The organism is Microbacterium sp. NPDC078428 (genome assembly GCF_044542535.1).
Classification (GTDB): Bacteria; Actinomycetota; Actinomycetes; order Actinomycetales; family Microbacteriaceae; genus Microbacterium; species Microbacterium limosum.
In genome coordinates this window covers 307,936-322,141 of sequence record NZ_JBITUP010000001.1, presented here as the reverse complement: position 1 = coordinate 322,141, position 14,206 = coordinate 307,936, and the positions used below count along the sequence as shown (strand labels likewise).

General features: G+C 69.5%; 12 protein-coding genes and 1 riboswitch. Of the genes, 4 read left to right on the top strand and 8 right to left on the bottom strand.

Annotated features, from left to right (window positions below; genetic code table 11):
- Window positions 1-10 precede the first annotated feature (10 nt).
- From ACIGCK_RS01530 to ACIGCK_RS01520, 3 genes are read left to right on the top strand one after another with little or no spacing between them, the layout of a single operon-like run.
- On the top strand, window positions 11-2,335 hold the full coding sequence (locus ACIGCK_RS01530) for a hypothetical protein (RefSeq protein WP_396663250.1): 2,325 nt from the start codon (window positions 11-13) through the stop codon (window positions 2,333-2,335).
- Window positions 2,332-3,408 (top strand): Gfo/Idh/MocA family protein, encoded by a 1,077-nt coding sequence (locus ACIGCK_RS01525; protein ID WP_396663249.1) that lies wholly within the window; start codon window positions 2,332-2,334, stop codon window positions 3,406-3,408. Before ACIGCK_RS01530 ends, ACIGCK_RS01525 begins: the two co-directional genes overlap by 4 nt.
- Before the next feature lie 28 nt (window positions 3,409-3,436).
- Window positions 3,437-4,381, top strand: coding sequence for an aldo/keto reductase (locus ACIGCK_RS01520; protein ID WP_396663247.1), 945 nt, complete (start codon window positions 3,437-3,439; stop codon window positions 4,379-4,381).
- Window positions 4,382-4,474: 93 nt separating this feature from the next.
- Here the strand turns inward: ACIGCK_RS01520 and ACIGCK_RS01515 are convergent, their stop codons facing one another.
- Entirely contained in the window at window positions 4,475-6,808 is a 2,334-nt protein-coding gene (locus tag ACIGCK_RS01515) for a hypothetical protein (RefSeq protein ID WP_396663245.1), read from the bottom strand.
- A gap of 113 nt (window positions 6,809-6,921) precedes the next feature.
- Window positions 6,922-7,917: a Gfo/Idh/MocA family protein gene (locus tag ACIGCK_RS01510; protein WP_396663243.1), complete on the bottom strand. Its 996-nt coding sequence runs from the start codon at window positions 7,915-7,917 to the stop codon at window positions 6,922-6,924.
- A gap of 142 nt (window positions 7,918-8,059) precedes the next feature.
- Between ACIGCK_RS01510 and ACIGCK_RS01505 the strand changes: the two genes are divergently transcribed.
- The gene (locus ACIGCK_RS01505; RefSeq protein ID WP_396663241.1) at window positions 8,060-9,079 is read left to right on the top strand and encodes a LacI family DNA-binding transcriptional regulator; all 1,020 of its coding nucleotides are present in this window, start codon (window positions 8,060-8,062) and stop codon (window positions 9,077-9,079) included.
- On the opposite strand, the gene ACIGCK_RS01500 is transcribed toward ACIGCK_RS01505, so the two are convergent.
- From ACIGCK_RS01500 to ACIGCK_RS01475, 6 genes are all read right to left on the bottom strand, one after another.
- Window positions 8,978-10,567 (bottom strand): bifunctional hydroxymethylpyrimidine kinase/phosphomethylpyrimidine kinase, encoded by a 1,590-nt coding sequence (locus ACIGCK_RS01500; protein WP_396663240.1) that lies wholly within the window; start codon window positions 10,565-10,567, stop codon window positions 8,978-8,980. The two genes, ACIGCK_RS01505 and ACIGCK_RS01500, sit on opposite strands and share 102 nt — an antisense overlap.
- Window positions 10,564-11,217 carry a thiamine phosphate synthase gene (gene thiE, locus ACIGCK_RS01495; protein WP_396663238.1) on the bottom strand — a complete coding sequence of 218 codons (654 nt, stop codon included), beginning with the start codon at window positions 11,215-11,217 and terminating at the stop codon, window positions 10,564-10,566. The genes ACIGCK_RS01500 and thiE overlap by 4 nt, the downstream gene beginning before the upstream one ends.
- On the bottom strand, window positions 11,214-12,023 hold the full coding sequence (thiM, locus tag ACIGCK_RS01490) for a hydroxyethylthiazole kinase (RefSeq protein WP_396663236.1): 810 nt from the start codon (window positions 12,021-12,023) through the stop codon (window positions 11,214-11,216). Before thiM ends, thiE begins: the two co-directional genes overlap by 4 nt.
- Window positions 12,015-12,106: riboswitch (TPP riboswitch) on the bottom strand. It overlaps the preceding gene by 9 nt.
- A gap of 48 nt (window positions 12,107-12,154) precedes the next feature.
- Complete coding sequence (locus ACIGCK_RS01485; protein ID WP_396663235.1) at window positions 12,155-12,736, bottom strand: carbonic anhydrase; 582 nt, start codon at window positions 12,734-12,736, stop codon at window positions 12,155-12,157.
- A 430-nt stretch (window positions 12,737-13,166) separates the two neighbouring features.
- On the bottom strand, window positions 13,167-13,364 hold the full coding sequence (locus tag ACIGCK_RS01480) for a hypothetical protein (RefSeq protein WP_330171053.1): 198 nt from the start codon (window positions 13,362-13,364) through the stop codon (window positions 13,167-13,169).
- Between the two features lie 226 nt (window positions 13,365-13,590).
- Window positions 13,591-14,115, bottom strand: coding sequence for a helix-turn-helix domain-containing protein (locus ACIGCK_RS01475; protein ID WP_396663233.1), 525 nt, complete (start codon window positions 14,113-14,115; stop codon window positions 13,591-13,593).
- Window positions 14,116-14,206 lie beyond the last annotated feature (91 nt).

Below are 14,206 nucleotides of genomic sequence, written 5' to 3'. Positions count from 1 at the left end.
AGAGGACACCATGGCCCTGCCCGTCTCCATCGACATCGACCGACATGCGCAGCATCCGGCGGTGGTCCTCCGGCGCGGCGAAGACACCGTCGAGCTCGCCACTCCGATCATCGTGGCGGTTCTCGGCCACGACCCGGTCCGCACCGGCTACGCCACCGTCGACGATGACGACGGCTCGGTCCGCGGCCAGGCGCGCATCGAGCTGGCCGACGGCACGGTGGTGAGCGTGACCGACCTGGTCAGCGTCGCGGGCGACAGCGCGGTGCGCATCGACCGCCGCGTGAGCGTCGTCGAGCTCGGGTCGGCTCCGGGCCTCCAGGTGCGGCTCGAGGGCGTCGCCCGGGCGCCGGGCACGGCCGAATCGGAGTGGCAGTACTACCTGCCGTGCACGCTCTACAACCGCAACGACGGGGACGAGGACGGGGTCGAGGACTACCACGGCAGCTACGCGCAAGACCTGCGCGACGACAAGAACGGGGCGCTCGCGGCGCTCGCGCGTTCCCCGAAGACGGCGACGGCGTTCTCGATCGCCCGGACGACGGCGCCGACCTTCGACACGGCGATCACCGCGGAGGACATTCAAGCGCGCAGCTTCGTGCAGTCCACCGACATCGGATCCCTCGGGCTGGCGCCCGGTGCCGATGGGTCGGTCACCCTCCGCGCCAGCTTCCCCTTCGCCGAGGAACGGAGCTTCTCGCTCGACATGGCGGGCACCGGGTGGGAGGCCTTCGCCCCGCTCAGCGCGGACCTGACGATGGATCTCTCCTACGAGGTGCGCGTGGAGTCCGGCACTCCGGATCTCACGGAGGCCATCTGGGCGCTCCACCAGCATCAGCGACGGCAGCTCGGAACCCGGCGCCCCTCCCCCGATGTGACGCTCGACGAATCGGTGGAGCACCGTCAGCTGCTGACACAGCTGAACTACCGCCGCTGGAGCAAGGAGGAGAACGCGAAGGAGCCGGCCGGCTACCTGGTGCACTTCTCCCCCCGGACCGGGGCGGTGCAGGGGTCGCTGATCGAGTTCGGGTTCTCGGGCGACCAGACCCTGGTCGCCTGGGCGCAGCTCGCCTACGGCTACCGGCGCGGCGTGCGGCTCTACCGCGACAGGGCTCGGTCGGTGATCGACTTCTTCGTGCGGCACTGCCAGTTGGACAACGGGTTCTCCCAGGGCATCTACGACCCGATCCACGATCGGTTCACGTACTGGTTCACCGGAATCCTGATGCCCTTTCAGTACGCGGAGGACGAGGAGGACGTACGCCGCTTCGTGGGACGCCAGATGGCCGAGGCGCTGACGCCGATCGCCCGCGAACTGCGGGAGGTCGAGGGCAACTACATGAGAACCATGTGCGAATCCTTCTACCCGATCCTGCTCGCCTACGAGCTGGATGCCGCCAACGGCGCGATCAACGACCACTGGCTGGCCGCCGGATCCCGCTTCGGCGAATTCCTGCTCAGGTCGCAGGCCGACGACGGCTCCTGGTTCCGCGCCTACGAGCCGACCGGCGAGGGGCTCACCTCTCCGGCCGCATGGTTCGGCAGCTCCTATGCGGAGCAGAAGAGCGGAACGATCTTCCCGATCCCCGTCCTCACGACGCTGTATCGCCTGACCGGAGATGAGCGCTACCGCCTGGCAGCCGAGAGGGCAGCCGACTTCATCATCGCCACCTACGTCGAACCCACCGTGTACATGGGCGGCCTCAACGACACCACCCACGTCAAGTCGGTCAAGACCGATGCCGTCGGGGTGATGTTCGTCATGCGCTCGCTCCTCATGGCACACGAGGCGACGTCGCGTCGGTCGTATCTCGATGCCGCGGTCGCGTCGGCGAAGATCCTGTCCTCCTGGGTCTACCTGTGGGATGTGCCGATGCCGGCGGGCAGTCTGCTCGCCGAGGCCGGCTTCAGGTCGACCGGCTGGGCGGGATGCGACGTCATCGCCTCCGGCAGCTACCTGGACAACGAGTTCCTCGAGTTCACCGCCGACCTGGTCAGGATCGCCGACCTCGCGGACGAGCCCGCGCTCTTCGACATCGCCGAACTCGTCGAGTACGGGATGCAATACGCGCTCTCCACACCCGAGAACGACCACGGCTACGTCGCTCCCGGCATCCAGTGCGAGGGCATTCTCACCTCCTACTGGGTCAGCGCGCCGGACACCACCGCCTTCTCGGGCGCCGTCAACAAGGTGAAGGGCGACGACAACGACACCTGCAACGCCCTCACCAACGCGCAGGCCGCGTACGGCATCTACGGCCTCGTCGATACGTACGGCACGTCGGACTTCGCCCAGCTCCGATCGCGGATCTTCGAGCGGAAGGCGGCGAGCGCGTGACCGATCTACAGGCCGAGGCGCACCGTTCCGCCGAGAACGCTCCGTCGGCACCGCTGCGCTGGGGCGTCCTGGGGGTGGGGTACATCGCCCCGCAGTTCGCGCGCGACGTCACCCACTCCCGTTCGGGCACCCTCACGGCGATCGCCAGTCGAGACCGGGGCCGGGCCGCCGAGCTGGCGGCGGCACACGGCGCGCCGAAGCACTTCGGCTCCTACCAGGACCTGCTCGACGACGAAGACGTCGACGCCGTCTACATCGCCCTTCCCAACCACCTCCATCTGGAGTGGATGCAGGAGTGCATCAGGGCAGGGAAGCACGTGCTCTGCGAGAAGCCGATGGCGCTGAACGCGGCCGAGGCGGCCCACGCCGCTCGGGCCGCCGAAGAACACGGCGTGACCCTCATGGAGGGCTACATGTACCGCGCGCACCCGCAGATCTCCGAGCTCGTCCGCCTCCTTCGGGACGGGGTCATCGGCGAGGTCCGGGTCATGGAGACCTCGTTCGGGGGGCACATGCACGGGGGGTACGACAACTACCGGATGCAGCGCGCAGCCGGCGGGGGCGCCCTGATGGACCTCGGGTGCTACGGCCTCTCCCTCTCGCGACTCGTCGCCGGAGTCGGGGCGGGCCGCCGGTTCGCCGACCCCGTCTCGGTGAAGGCGACCGCGAGGATCGGCGAGAGGAGCGGGGTCGATGAGTGGGGCGTCGGGATCTTCGAGTTCGACGGCGGGATGATCGCGAGCGTCACGTGCGGCAACCAGGTCGACATCCCCTCGATCGCGCGTCTGTGGGGCAGCGAGGGCAGCATCACGGTCACCAGCCCGTGGCAGCCGGAGATCGGCGGCCGCCGTCCGGAGCTGCTCATCGAGCGGGATGGCACGGTCGAGTCGCGCGTCGTCGCCTCCGATCGGCCGCTGTACGCGCTGGAGGTCGATGCGTTCGCGGAGTACGTGCGCACCGGCTCGGCCCCCTTCCCGATGATGGATCTCGAGGACTCCCTGCAGAACATGCGGGCGCTGGACCGCTGGCGCCGCGCGATCGGGCTTCACTTCCCCACCGACCAGGAGGACTAGAAAGATGCGGTACGGAACCGTTCCCGGAGTGCCCGCCCCCCTGTCGCGCGTCGTCATGGGTACCGCCGCGATGTCGACCGACGACCCCGACGACGCATTCGCCCTGCTCGACGAGTACGTGGGCGTGGAGGGGAACACGCTCGACACCGCCGCGATCTACGGCACCGACCGCTCCTCCGAGCGCGTCGTGGGCGACTGGATCACCCGCCGGGGGATGCGAGACCGCGTCTCGATCATCGCCAAGGGCGCCTGCACGACATCCGCGACGCCCGAACTCGTCACGAGCGACCTGATCCGCTCGCTCGAGGAGCTGCAGGTCGACACGGCGGACATCTACATGATGCACCGCGACAACCCCTCGATCCCGGCTGGCGAGTTCGTCGACGTGATGAACGAGCACATCGCGGCCGGGCGCATCCGGGCCATCGGCGGCTCCAACTGGCTTCCTCACCGGATCGACGAGGCCAACGCCTACGCGGCGGCGCATGGCCTCGTGGGATTCCGCGTCAGCAGCCCGAACTTCTCCCTGGCCCTGTGGAACGAGGCGACGTGGACGGACTGCTACACGGCGTCGGATCTGCCCACCCGTCGCTGGTACGAACAACGCGACCTGTCGCTGTTCGCATGGTCCAGCCAGGCGAGCGGCTTCTTCACCGGCCGCTTCGACCGTGCAGATGCCGCCGATCCCGCCCTCGCAGATGTCGTCCGGGTGTGGTTCAACGACGAGAACTTCGCGCGGCGCGAGCGCGCCGAGGAGATCGCCGCCGCCCGCGGGGTGTCCGCCACCGAGATCGCCCTGGCCTTCGTGCTGTGTCAGCGCTTCAGCGCCTTCGCCCTGATCGGTCCCCGCACCGTCGACGAGCTCCGCTCGTCGATGGGCGCGGCAGACCTCCTTCTCACGCCGGACGAATGCGCCTACCTGAACCTCGAGTCCGACCACCGCCCGGCGGCCGCGGCCCGGCGCGCTTCCTGAGCGAGCGCGTCCGATCTCAACCTCGAACGCGGAGGCTGCGCGCTGTCGCGTGCAGCCTCCGCGTTTTCGATCGTCCGGACGGAGGCGGGCGGCTCAGGCCCCCGCGCTCGCCCCCAGGAGGCGGCGGATCTCGGCGAACTCGATCGTCCCGAACCGGTCGCGAAGCGCGTCCAAGCCGTAGAGGGCCTGAGCGTTCACGAGCCCGTTGCAGGTGTCGTTGTCGTCGCCCTTCTTCTTGTTGACGGCGCCGGAGAACGCGGTCTCCTCGGGAGCGCTCAGCCAGTACGACGTCATGTATCCCTCGCACTGGATGCCCGGGGCCGCATAGCCCAGCATGTTGCCCGGGATCGACAGACCGTACTGCATGCCGGCCAGCACGATCTCGACGATGTCGATGAGCGCCGGCTCCTCGGCCGCCTGCGCGATGTCGAGCATGTCGCCCACGAACTCGAGGAACTCGTCGTCGACGTAGCCGCCGCCGGGGATCGCGTCGCAGACGGCCCACCCGGTGCTCCGGAACCCGCCGGTGTCCAGGAGGGAACCCTTGGGGAACGGAACGTCCCAGAGGAACAGCCACGAGCTCAGCACCTTCGCCGCCTTGAGAGCCGCATCGAGGTGACGCTGCTGCCCGCCCAGCTTGTGGGCCATGATGAGCGACCGCATCGCGAACATGACGCCGACGGAGTCGATCTTCACCGACTTGATGTGCGAGGTGTCGTTGAGTCCGCCGCAGTAGAGGATCCCGGGAACGAACGTCTCGGCGATGTAATCGGCCGCCCGGAGCGCGGCCTGCTTGTACTCCTCGTTGCCGGTGATGCGATGCAGCACCGAGAGCACCTCGATCGGGAAGATCGTGCCGGACCGCTGCTCGACGGGGGACTTCCCGAACCACTCGACCGGCGTCGTGAGGCCCTCGCCCTCCGGCGAGTAGCCGCGGAACCAGGCACCGTCCTCGCCCTGCACCGTGAGGAGGAACGAGCCGAACCGCTCGCCCGCGGCCAGCCAGTCGGGGTGCTCGACGCCCTGGCGCGCCTCGGCCTCGTACGCGAGCAGGAGGGGGTAGATCGATTCGCACATCGTGCGCGTGTAGTTGCCCGGCACCGTGCGCAGCGTCCGGGCGATGGGCCCGAGCGCCTCGGTCATCTGGCTGCCGAGATACGCGCGCGCCTCGGAGTCGTCGTCGGAGTACTGGAACGGCAGCAGGATGCCGGTGAACCACCGGACGAAGTCCTTGCTCCGGGTGTCGTAGATGCCCTCCGAGAACCCGTTCTCGGCCTGCATCTCGCGTACGAAGAAGTCGAGCACCTGCCTGGCGCGCTCCGTCCACAGCGGCACCTCCTCGCGGTAGCCGCGGCGGATGGCGTTGAGTGCGTGGAGAGCCTGAGCGCCGGTGAAGCCGAACTCGATGAGGGATCCGAGCGTCTGCCCCTTTCGCGGCGAGAAGTGGGTCATGTACCCCGCGGGCCGCTTGGGGTCCTCCGCCTCGTCCCAGTCCTTAAAGTAGAGCTGGGTGAGACGGAAGCGGTGCTGCTCCAGCTCCTCCATCGGAAGCGGGAGCTCGGACGGGCGCGTACCGAGGCGCACGATCTGGCGCTGCGTCACGCTCCAGATCGCCTCCGTCAGGTCGTCGGCGGAGAACACGCGGAGCTCGTAGTCGACGGCGGCGGTGCGACCGTCCTCGACGGGCAGGAAGCCCGCCCATCCGCGACCGCTGGTCTCCAGGCTGAACGTGACCTCTTCGCCGAAGGGGTAGCCCGCCCGAAGTGCGAGGGGATCGCCCTCCCGCGAGTCGATGCCCAGGGAGCCGATGTCCGACTCGCCGATGACCACTCCGCTGACCAGCTCGTCCTCGGAGATGGCCGAGTCGAAGGTCGGGACGCTCGTCCGGGCGAGGGAGAAGCCCCGACGCGTGCCCGGCAGGTAGGCGAGAACGGCGAGATGCCCGTTGCGATCGTCCCGGTATTCCTGGACATATCCGCCGAGATAGTCCTCCTTGCCGTCGAGGTCGGTGTCGTTGCGGTTGTACAGCGCGCCGGTCACGTAGAACTGCCAGTCGGCCTGCTCCGCCTCGACCGTGCTCTCGACGACGAGCTCGGCGCGCACCCCGGCCGCCGTTCCGGCCTCTGCGATCGAGAACGAGCGGTTGACCAGGAAGCTGTCGCCCTCGGCGGACGGCGACCACGTGTCCACGACGAGCACGCGGGTGCCGTCGGGCAGGACGGTGTCGAGCCGGCCGACGCTCGCGGCGCCGTCCTGCGTGACGGAATCGTAGGACCGGGCGGTCGCGACACCGTCGGAGGTGATCAGGCGGACGGGTGTCGACGCGGCGAGGAGCGAGGCGCTCTCGGAGCCCAGCCGCACTCCGGAGCCGGTCTCCACCTCGATCGCCGTCAGTGCCAGCGCGGTCGGGGTTTCCAGGTTCGTCATGTGTTCGCTTTCTGGTTTGGGCGTTCGCCGTTGAATGCATACCGGGCCGCCGGGCGGGCCGCCGGGGCCCGCGGCCGGAACTGCGACCGGCCCTCAGAGAATCACTTAACCGCTTAAGGTGCAAGCAGGACGGCAGGACGCGATCCTGCCGCTCCGCCGAAGCGCAGCCGGTGCGGGATCCGCTGCGTGACGCGCCGGATCAGCCGCCGCTCCAGTCGAAGGCCGCGCCCATGAACGACGACCGCTCTCCGACGAGCCGCTCGTAGGCCCGCTGGCAGTCCGATGGCGCGAAGCACCCCCCGATCGCCATAGACCTCCATGCGCGGCCCGCGAGCCGACAGGGCGTTCCATGTCGCGTCGATGGAGGCCAGACGCGCGTTGCCGAAATCGAGCACCATGTGCACGTTGTCGGGCGTCGTGACGTCCACGACCTCGCCCTTCGCGGGACCGGAACGGATCTCGCGACGCGGGTGCGACGTCGCGGCGAGAGCCGTCACCCGCTGCACGGGACCCAGCATCAGACAGAGGACGTGGAGGGGGTAGACCGCCACGTCGAGTACCGGACCGGACCCCGGCTGGTAGAACCAGGTCGGATCGGTGGTGAAGTCCGGGAACCACGCCGGCCCGGGGTGCGATGCGCGGGCCCGGACCATCGAGGCCGACCCGACCGCCCCGCGGTGGATCCACTCGATGGCCTTCCGGACCTCGGGGTGCACGCCGATCACGGGGGCGACCGCGACGGTCACACCCGCCGCGGTCGCCGCGGCGATGACCTCGTCCGCGTCGCGGATCGTCGTCGCGATGGGTTTCTCCGAATAGACGTGCTTGCCGGCGCGGATCGCCGTCAGCGTCGTGCGTGCGTGCTCCGTCGGCGGCGTGAGGTTCACGACCATCTCGATCTCCGGATCGGCCAGCATCGCCGCGTAGTCCTCGTAGACCCGGATGTCGGGATGTCGATCGGCCATCCACGCCCTGCCGTCCGGGCTTCTCGTGCTGACGCCCACGAGCCGCAGCCCGCGGCCCGCGCGACCGGATTCGATGATGCCCGGCACGTAGAGATTGCGGGCGATGTCTCCTACGCCGAGCACTCCGACCCCGAGCGCGGTCATGGGAAGCAGGGCCCGTCATGGCGGAAAGGTGCGAGTGTCATGTCCATCCCGGAGCTGGGGGCGTTCGCCGTCGAACGACGCCTGGCTACCGCATGCGCCGAGCGCACTTCCACCGGAGCACTTAACCGATTAAGATTCAACGGTGAATCGTGCAGAACGCCCGCGCATCGGCGACATCGCACGCGAGGCGGGCGTATCGACGGCGGCCGTGTCGTATGCCCTCAACAATCGCCCTGGGGTCTCCACACAGACCCGGGACCGGATCCTCGCGGTGGCGGCCCGCCTCGGCTGGTCCCCGCACGATGCGGCGCGGCGGCTATCGTCGACGCGCACCGAGACGATCGGCCTGGTCATCGGGCGTTCGGCCGAGGTCGTGGCGACCGAGCCGTTCTTCGGCTCCTTCACCGCGGGGGTGAGCGAAGTGCTGTCGGGCGAGGGCCACTCCCTCACGCTGCAGGTGGTGCCCGATGTCGACACCGAGATGTCGACGCTCGAGAAATGGTGGGCCCGGAGGGCGGTCGACGGCGTTCTGCTCCTGGACCCGCGGACCGACGATCCCAGGATCCGCCTCGTCGAGGAGCTGGGACTGCCCACGGTGGTCGCGGGCGGCCCCGTCGACAGCGCCTCGGTCACGTCCGTGTGGACCGACGACGACACGGGCATGCGGGATGCCGTGGCCCACTTGGCCTCGCTCGGCCACCGGCACTTCGCTCGGATCACGGAACCCGCGACGCTCCTGCACAGCCACAACCGCACCGCGGCGATGCTCGCGGCCCTCCGCGACGCCGGCCTGCCGGACCCGACGATCCTCGAGCTCGGAGCGACACCGGGCTCCGCGGCATCCCTCACCCACCGGCTGCTCGATCAGCGGGTGCGACCGACCGTCATCCTGTGCGACAACGACCTCGTCGGGATCACCGTCCTGTCCACGCTCGTGGATCGGGGACTCGAGGTGCCGCGGGACATCTCCCTCATGGTGTGGGACGATTCGCTGCTCTGCCAAAGGATGAGCCCCAGCCTCTCCGCGATGCGGCGGGATGTCCTGAGCTACGGCGCGCAGTCAGCCCGGGCGCTGCTCGACATCCTCCGCGGAGCGCCCCCCTCCACCGAACTGCACAGCATCCCCGCCTTCATCGCACGCGCCAGCACCGGACCCGTATGAGGATGCCGGGGAGATGGCGACGGCGAAGAACGCATGCTCGTGATCGGAGGAGACGCGGAACGCCTCGCGCATGGCGACTCGCGTCGCCTCCCGCGCGCCCGCCGCGGCTCGCGTGACGATGTCGATCGCGCGGCGGGTCGAGGCCTCGAAGGCATCGTCGGCGTAGGTGTCGAGCCAGGACCGGTACGGATGCTCGGCATGAGAGAGCGGATGCAGCCGGGCGCCGACGTCCTGGTAGAGCCAGAAGCACGGCAGCAGCGCGGCGATCAGCACCGCGTAGTCCCCTCGGCCGGCGCACGCGAGCAGATGGTTCAGATAGGCCGTCGTGGTCTCGCTGGGCCGAACGTCCTCGAGTGTGCCGGGCGCGAGCTGGCTCTCGTGCAGTTGCAGCTCTGCCGCGATCGCCGACTGCGCCGCTCCGGCCCAGAACGCCTGCTCTTCGGGTGTCGGGGCGAGACGGCTGGCTTCGGCGAGCGCTCGGGAGTAGTCGCGCAGGTAGAGTGCGTCCTGCCCCAGGTACCAGAGGAACGCCTGCCGGTCGAGGGTGCCCTCCCCCAGGCCCCGGACGAACGGCAGCTCGTCGATGCGTCGCCGGATCTCGCGGGTGCACTCCCACCATTCGGCCTCGACCTCGGCCGGTGTGGGGTCGGTGGTGACGCCGCCGCGTTCCCAGAGCCCGGCGAAGTGGCTGACCGGACCGTGTCCGGCGCCGACCTCCAGCTCGGCGCCGTGACGGATGCTCTCGGCGAGCCACCGCTTGGACTCCCGGAGGGCTCCGCTCCAGTCCCGCGAGCGCGCGAAACGGGTGGCCAGGGCGGAGGACAGCGAGCATCCCGTGCCGTGCGTGTTCGTCGTGTCGATGCGGATGCCGGGGAATTCGACGACCTCGACCGTGCCGCCGCTCGCGTCGACGAGCGCGTCGGGCAGTGCTGCTCCGGCGAGGTGCCCGCCCTTCGCGAGGACGCGCACGCCGTATCGCGCGGAGACGCGGCTCGCCTGAGCCACGACCGCCGCCCAGTCCGTCGCGGCGGGCTCGTCGGCGAGGATGGCCAGTTCGGGGACGTTCGGAGTGAGCAGATCGGCGCGGGAGACCAGGGAGCGCAGCGTGTGCTCGGCCTCCTCGTCGAGGAGGCGGTCGCCGCTGGTGGCGACCATCACCGGGTCGATCACGACGACCGGCGGGAGAGCGCGATCGAGCCAATCCCCCACGGTCTGGATGACCTCCGCGTTGGCGAGCATCCCGATCTTGACCGCGTCGATCGTCACGTCGTCCGAGACGGCGTCCAGCTGCTCGGCGAGGAACGCCACCGGCGGCACGTGCACGGAGCGGACGCCGAGCGTGTTCTGGGCGACGAGGGCGGTGACGACCGCCATGCCGTACCCGCCGTTGGCGGCGATGCTCTTCAGATCCGCCTGGATGCCGGCGCCGCCGGTCGGGTCGGTTCCCGCGATGCTCAGCACCCGCGGCATCTGCCGGGGCGCCGTCACGATGCCGCTCCCCAGGCCGCGCGCAGCTCGCGGGCTGCGGTCGCGGGATCGGGGGCGGAGCAGATCGCCGAGACGACGGCGGCTCCGGCGGCGCCCGCCGACCGCATCTCGGGCAGATCCGCCCTCGTGACCCCGCCGATGCCGACCGCGGGCAGGGGGCTCGCCGCGACGAGCCGGGCGAATCGGCCCAGGCCGAGGGGTTCGGGCGCATCCTTCTTCGTCGTCGTCGCGTGCACGGCGCCGATGCCGACGTAGTCGACCCGGGCGGCCCCCGCCGCGGCGAGACGGAGCTGCTCCGGCGTGGACGCGCTCAGGCCGAGCACGGCATCCGCGCCGATCAGCTCCCGCACCGCCCCTACGGGGAGGTCGGACTGGCCGACGTGCACGCCCTCGACACGGGCCCCGCCGGCACGGGCGGCGAGGAACACGTCCACCCGGTCGTTGACCAGCAGCGCGACCCCCGCGGGGAGAGCATCGGAGATCCGCAGCACGGTGTCCAGGAACACCCGGGCGGAAGCGTCCTTGTCCCGCACCTGGACCGCCGTCACACCGCCCTCCGCGGCCGCGCGCACCAGCTCGACGAGATCGTGGCCGGCCGCCGCGGCGAGGCGCGAGTCGGTCACGAGATAGAGCGACAGGTCGATGCTCACGTCAACGCCGCCCTGCTGCGCAGCGCGGCGCCGTCGACCGTGGCGAGAGCGTCGAGGAACGCCGCCTGGAAGCTCCCCGGCCCCGCGGCGCGTGCGGCGGCGAGCTCCGCGGCGACCGTGTACACGGTGATCGCGGCGACGGTGGTCGCGAACCGGTCGTCGTCGACCGCAGCGAACGCCGCCATCACCGCGCCCAGCGCACACCCACCGCCGGTGATCTTCGTCAGCAGCGCGTCGCCGTTGGCGATCCGCACGAGGTCGCGCCCGTCGGTGACGACGTCCACCGGCCCGGAGATCGCGACCACTCCCCCGGTGCGCTCCGCCAGCGACCGCGCCGACGACACAGCGGCATCCACCCCGTCGGAGGCGTCCACACCGCGCCCGCCCGCGCCGGAGCCGGTCACGGCGATGATCTCGGAGGCGTTCCCGCGCACCACGGTCGGGCGCAGATCTCGCAGCGTGTGGCCGAGCGGCGTGCGCACCGGCAGCGAGCCGACCGCGACCGGGTCGAGCACCCACGGCGTACCGGCCGCATTGGCGGCGGTGACCGCCTCGAGCATCGCCTCCCGCTGCTCGAGCGTCGGCGTGCCGAGATTGACGAGGAGTCCGGAGGCGACTCCCGCGAACGGGCCCGCCTCCCCCCGGATGTCGACCATCGCCGCCGACGCGCCGAGCGCGAGGAGGGCGTTGGCTGTGACGTTGACCACCACGCTGTTGGTGATGCACTGCACGAGCGGCACGTGTGCGCGCACCCCGTCCAGGGCAGAGCAGGTGAAATCGAGCAGGTCTTCTGGCGTGCGCGTCATGCGCGACATCCCTTCGCTAGTACGAACTAGATCAGGTTCGACGGGTGTGATCTCAGCCCCGCGGGGCACCCCGTGTCACGTGGTTACCTCTCACGCTACCCGCAATCCGCGACAGGGCGGGAGTGCCGAGCTCACGCCGTGGCGCGCCCTGCGGCGGTCGCGTCGGGCACTTCGATGAGGCGTCCGGTCTTGACGTCGTAGAGGTAGCCGTAGACCGCGATACGCGCAGGGACCAAGGGGTGCGCCTTGATGCGCGTGACGTCCTCGGCCACGCTGGCCGCCTGATCCGAGATCGTCAGCCAGTCGATGTACTTCGCCTCGGACGAGCCCGGTCCCTCGCCGACGTCGTAGAACCCCTTCTCACCGAGCGCAGCCGTCTCGAGGCTGCTGGCCAGAAGCCCGCGCATGACCTCGTCGGTGAAGAACTCCATGCCGCAGTCGGTGTGATGGATGACGAACCACTCGCGCGTGCCGAGGAGCTTGTACGAGATCACGAGCGATCGGATCGCGTCGTCGGAAGCACGCCCCCCGGCGTTGCGGATGACGTGCGCGTCGCCCTCGCTGAGGCCGGCGAACTTCGCAGGGTCGAGCCTCGCGTCCATGCACGTCAGGATTGCGAAACCCCGCGCAGGCGGCAGGGCGAGCTCGCCTTTGTCTCCGAAAGCGTCGGCGTAGCGGCCGTTCGCTTCGAGCACTTCAGACAGCACGGTCATGGCAACTCCTCGGGATAGACGACCCGCGGCGGGCGCGCGCGGTGTTGTCAGGCTAGATCCGTGCGCGAGAGGGGCAACAGTGTGACAGCAAGTGACGACGCGCTCCCACGCGACACCACGATCGAAGAGTCCGCGCCCGAACGCTCCCGCCGTGGACCGGCGGCAGCGCCGCAGAAGAAGGCCCCAGAGCTGGACAAGAACGGCGGAGACAATGGCGGAGACGAATGGCGGAGACGGAGGTGAGCCGGAGGGATGTGAAATCGCGCCGACGGCAACCGAGACGGGTCGAAACCGCATGATTCCGCGGGTTCTGACGTGGCGGACGTGCTCCTCGATCAGGTGAGCCGGGTTCGATTCGTGGCAGAAACGTGGCGGGTATTCGGCGCGAGATCAGGTGGCTGCACCGCCCTTCTGTCGCGCGATCTGGAGACTACGCGGATGCAGCTTCGACCATCATCTCGACGGCCTCGATCATGCCGTATCGATCTCGCAAGGTGTCGAGAATCTCCTCGACGGTGAGCGCTGCACCGTAGCGGCCGGAACGAATCGCGATCTCCTGCACCGCGGCGAGCGCATGCCTTGGGTTGAGCGCGACAGTGTTCTTCGCGAAATCCCTGGCGCTGAGCACCTGAATGCCCGGCGAATCTTGCCTGGAGGGAAGTCCTTCAGGTTCTCGGCGACGATCGCTCCGGCTCCCGCGATGACGGCCGCGGCGACCACATGCTCGTCGTCCGGATCGGGAAGCCCGAACGTGCCCTCGAGCGGCTCCCAGCCTTCGGCCTCCGCGTCGGCGAACTCGCACCGCATCGCGGCGAGTCGCCGTGAACACGCCCCCATCCTGTCAGCCTGCGAGGTCAGAGTCGGGCAGCCCGCCTCGCTGCCACTGCCTTCCTCGCCGCTTTCAGGTCCTCGAGCGTATGGTCGATGTTGTCTTCGTCGACACCGTCACGCGTGGCGGCGAGCACGTCGTACTGACGCTCCCGCCGGCGCTCCCGATAGTCAAGCAGATCCGCGAGGAGTACGCGTCGGTGCGTTCCCGCCTTCTCGAACGGGATCTCGCCCTCGTCGAGGAGCTTCACGATGGTCGGGCGGCTCACGTTCAGGAGATCCGCTGCCTGCTGGGTGGTGAGCCGTGTTGTCTGGGGTACAACTGACACGGCCAGCCCGCTCTGCATTGCGTCCACGATCTTGCGGAGTGCGAGGTAGACCTCTTCCGGAAGCTCGACCTGGTCGCCTGGACGCGCCCCGGCGAGGAAGTACCTTGGTTCGGGAAGAGCCCGGCCGGCGGCCTCATGGGCGGCGAAGAAGTCAAGCACCGGGGCAAGCTCGACTCCCCTGCTGGGAAGGTACGTCTCTTCAACAACTGCAGCGCGAGACACAGAAATCACCCCAATACACGTAAACGCAGGAGATTGCGTTTGTTGCGATTACGGTACCACGCGTCACCAACAGGTCGATAGGCGCGTGCTG

Bases quoted from the DNA above. Each gene is read 5' to 3' on its own strand.
- ACIGCK_RS01485 (WP_396663235.1), bottom strand. From the start codon at position 12,736: ATGACCGTGCTGTCTGAAGTGCTCGAAGCGAACGGCCGCTACGCCGAC.
- thiM (WP_396663236.1), bottom strand. From the start codon at position 12,023: ATGACGCGCACGCCAGAAGACCTGCTCGATTTCACCTGCTCTGCCCTG.
- ACIGCK_RS01510 (WP_396663243.1), bottom strand. From the start codon at position 7,917: ATGACCGCGCTCGGGGTCGGAGTGCTCGGCGTAGGAGACATCGCCCGC.
- ACIGCK_RS01530 (WP_396663250.1), top strand. From the start codon at position 11: ATGGCCCTGCCCGTCTCCATCGACATCGACCGACATGCGCAGCATCCG.
- ACIGCK_RS01515 (WP_396663245.1), bottom strand. From the start codon at position 6,808: ATGACGAACCTGGAAACCCCGACCGCGCTGGCACTGACGGCGATCGAG.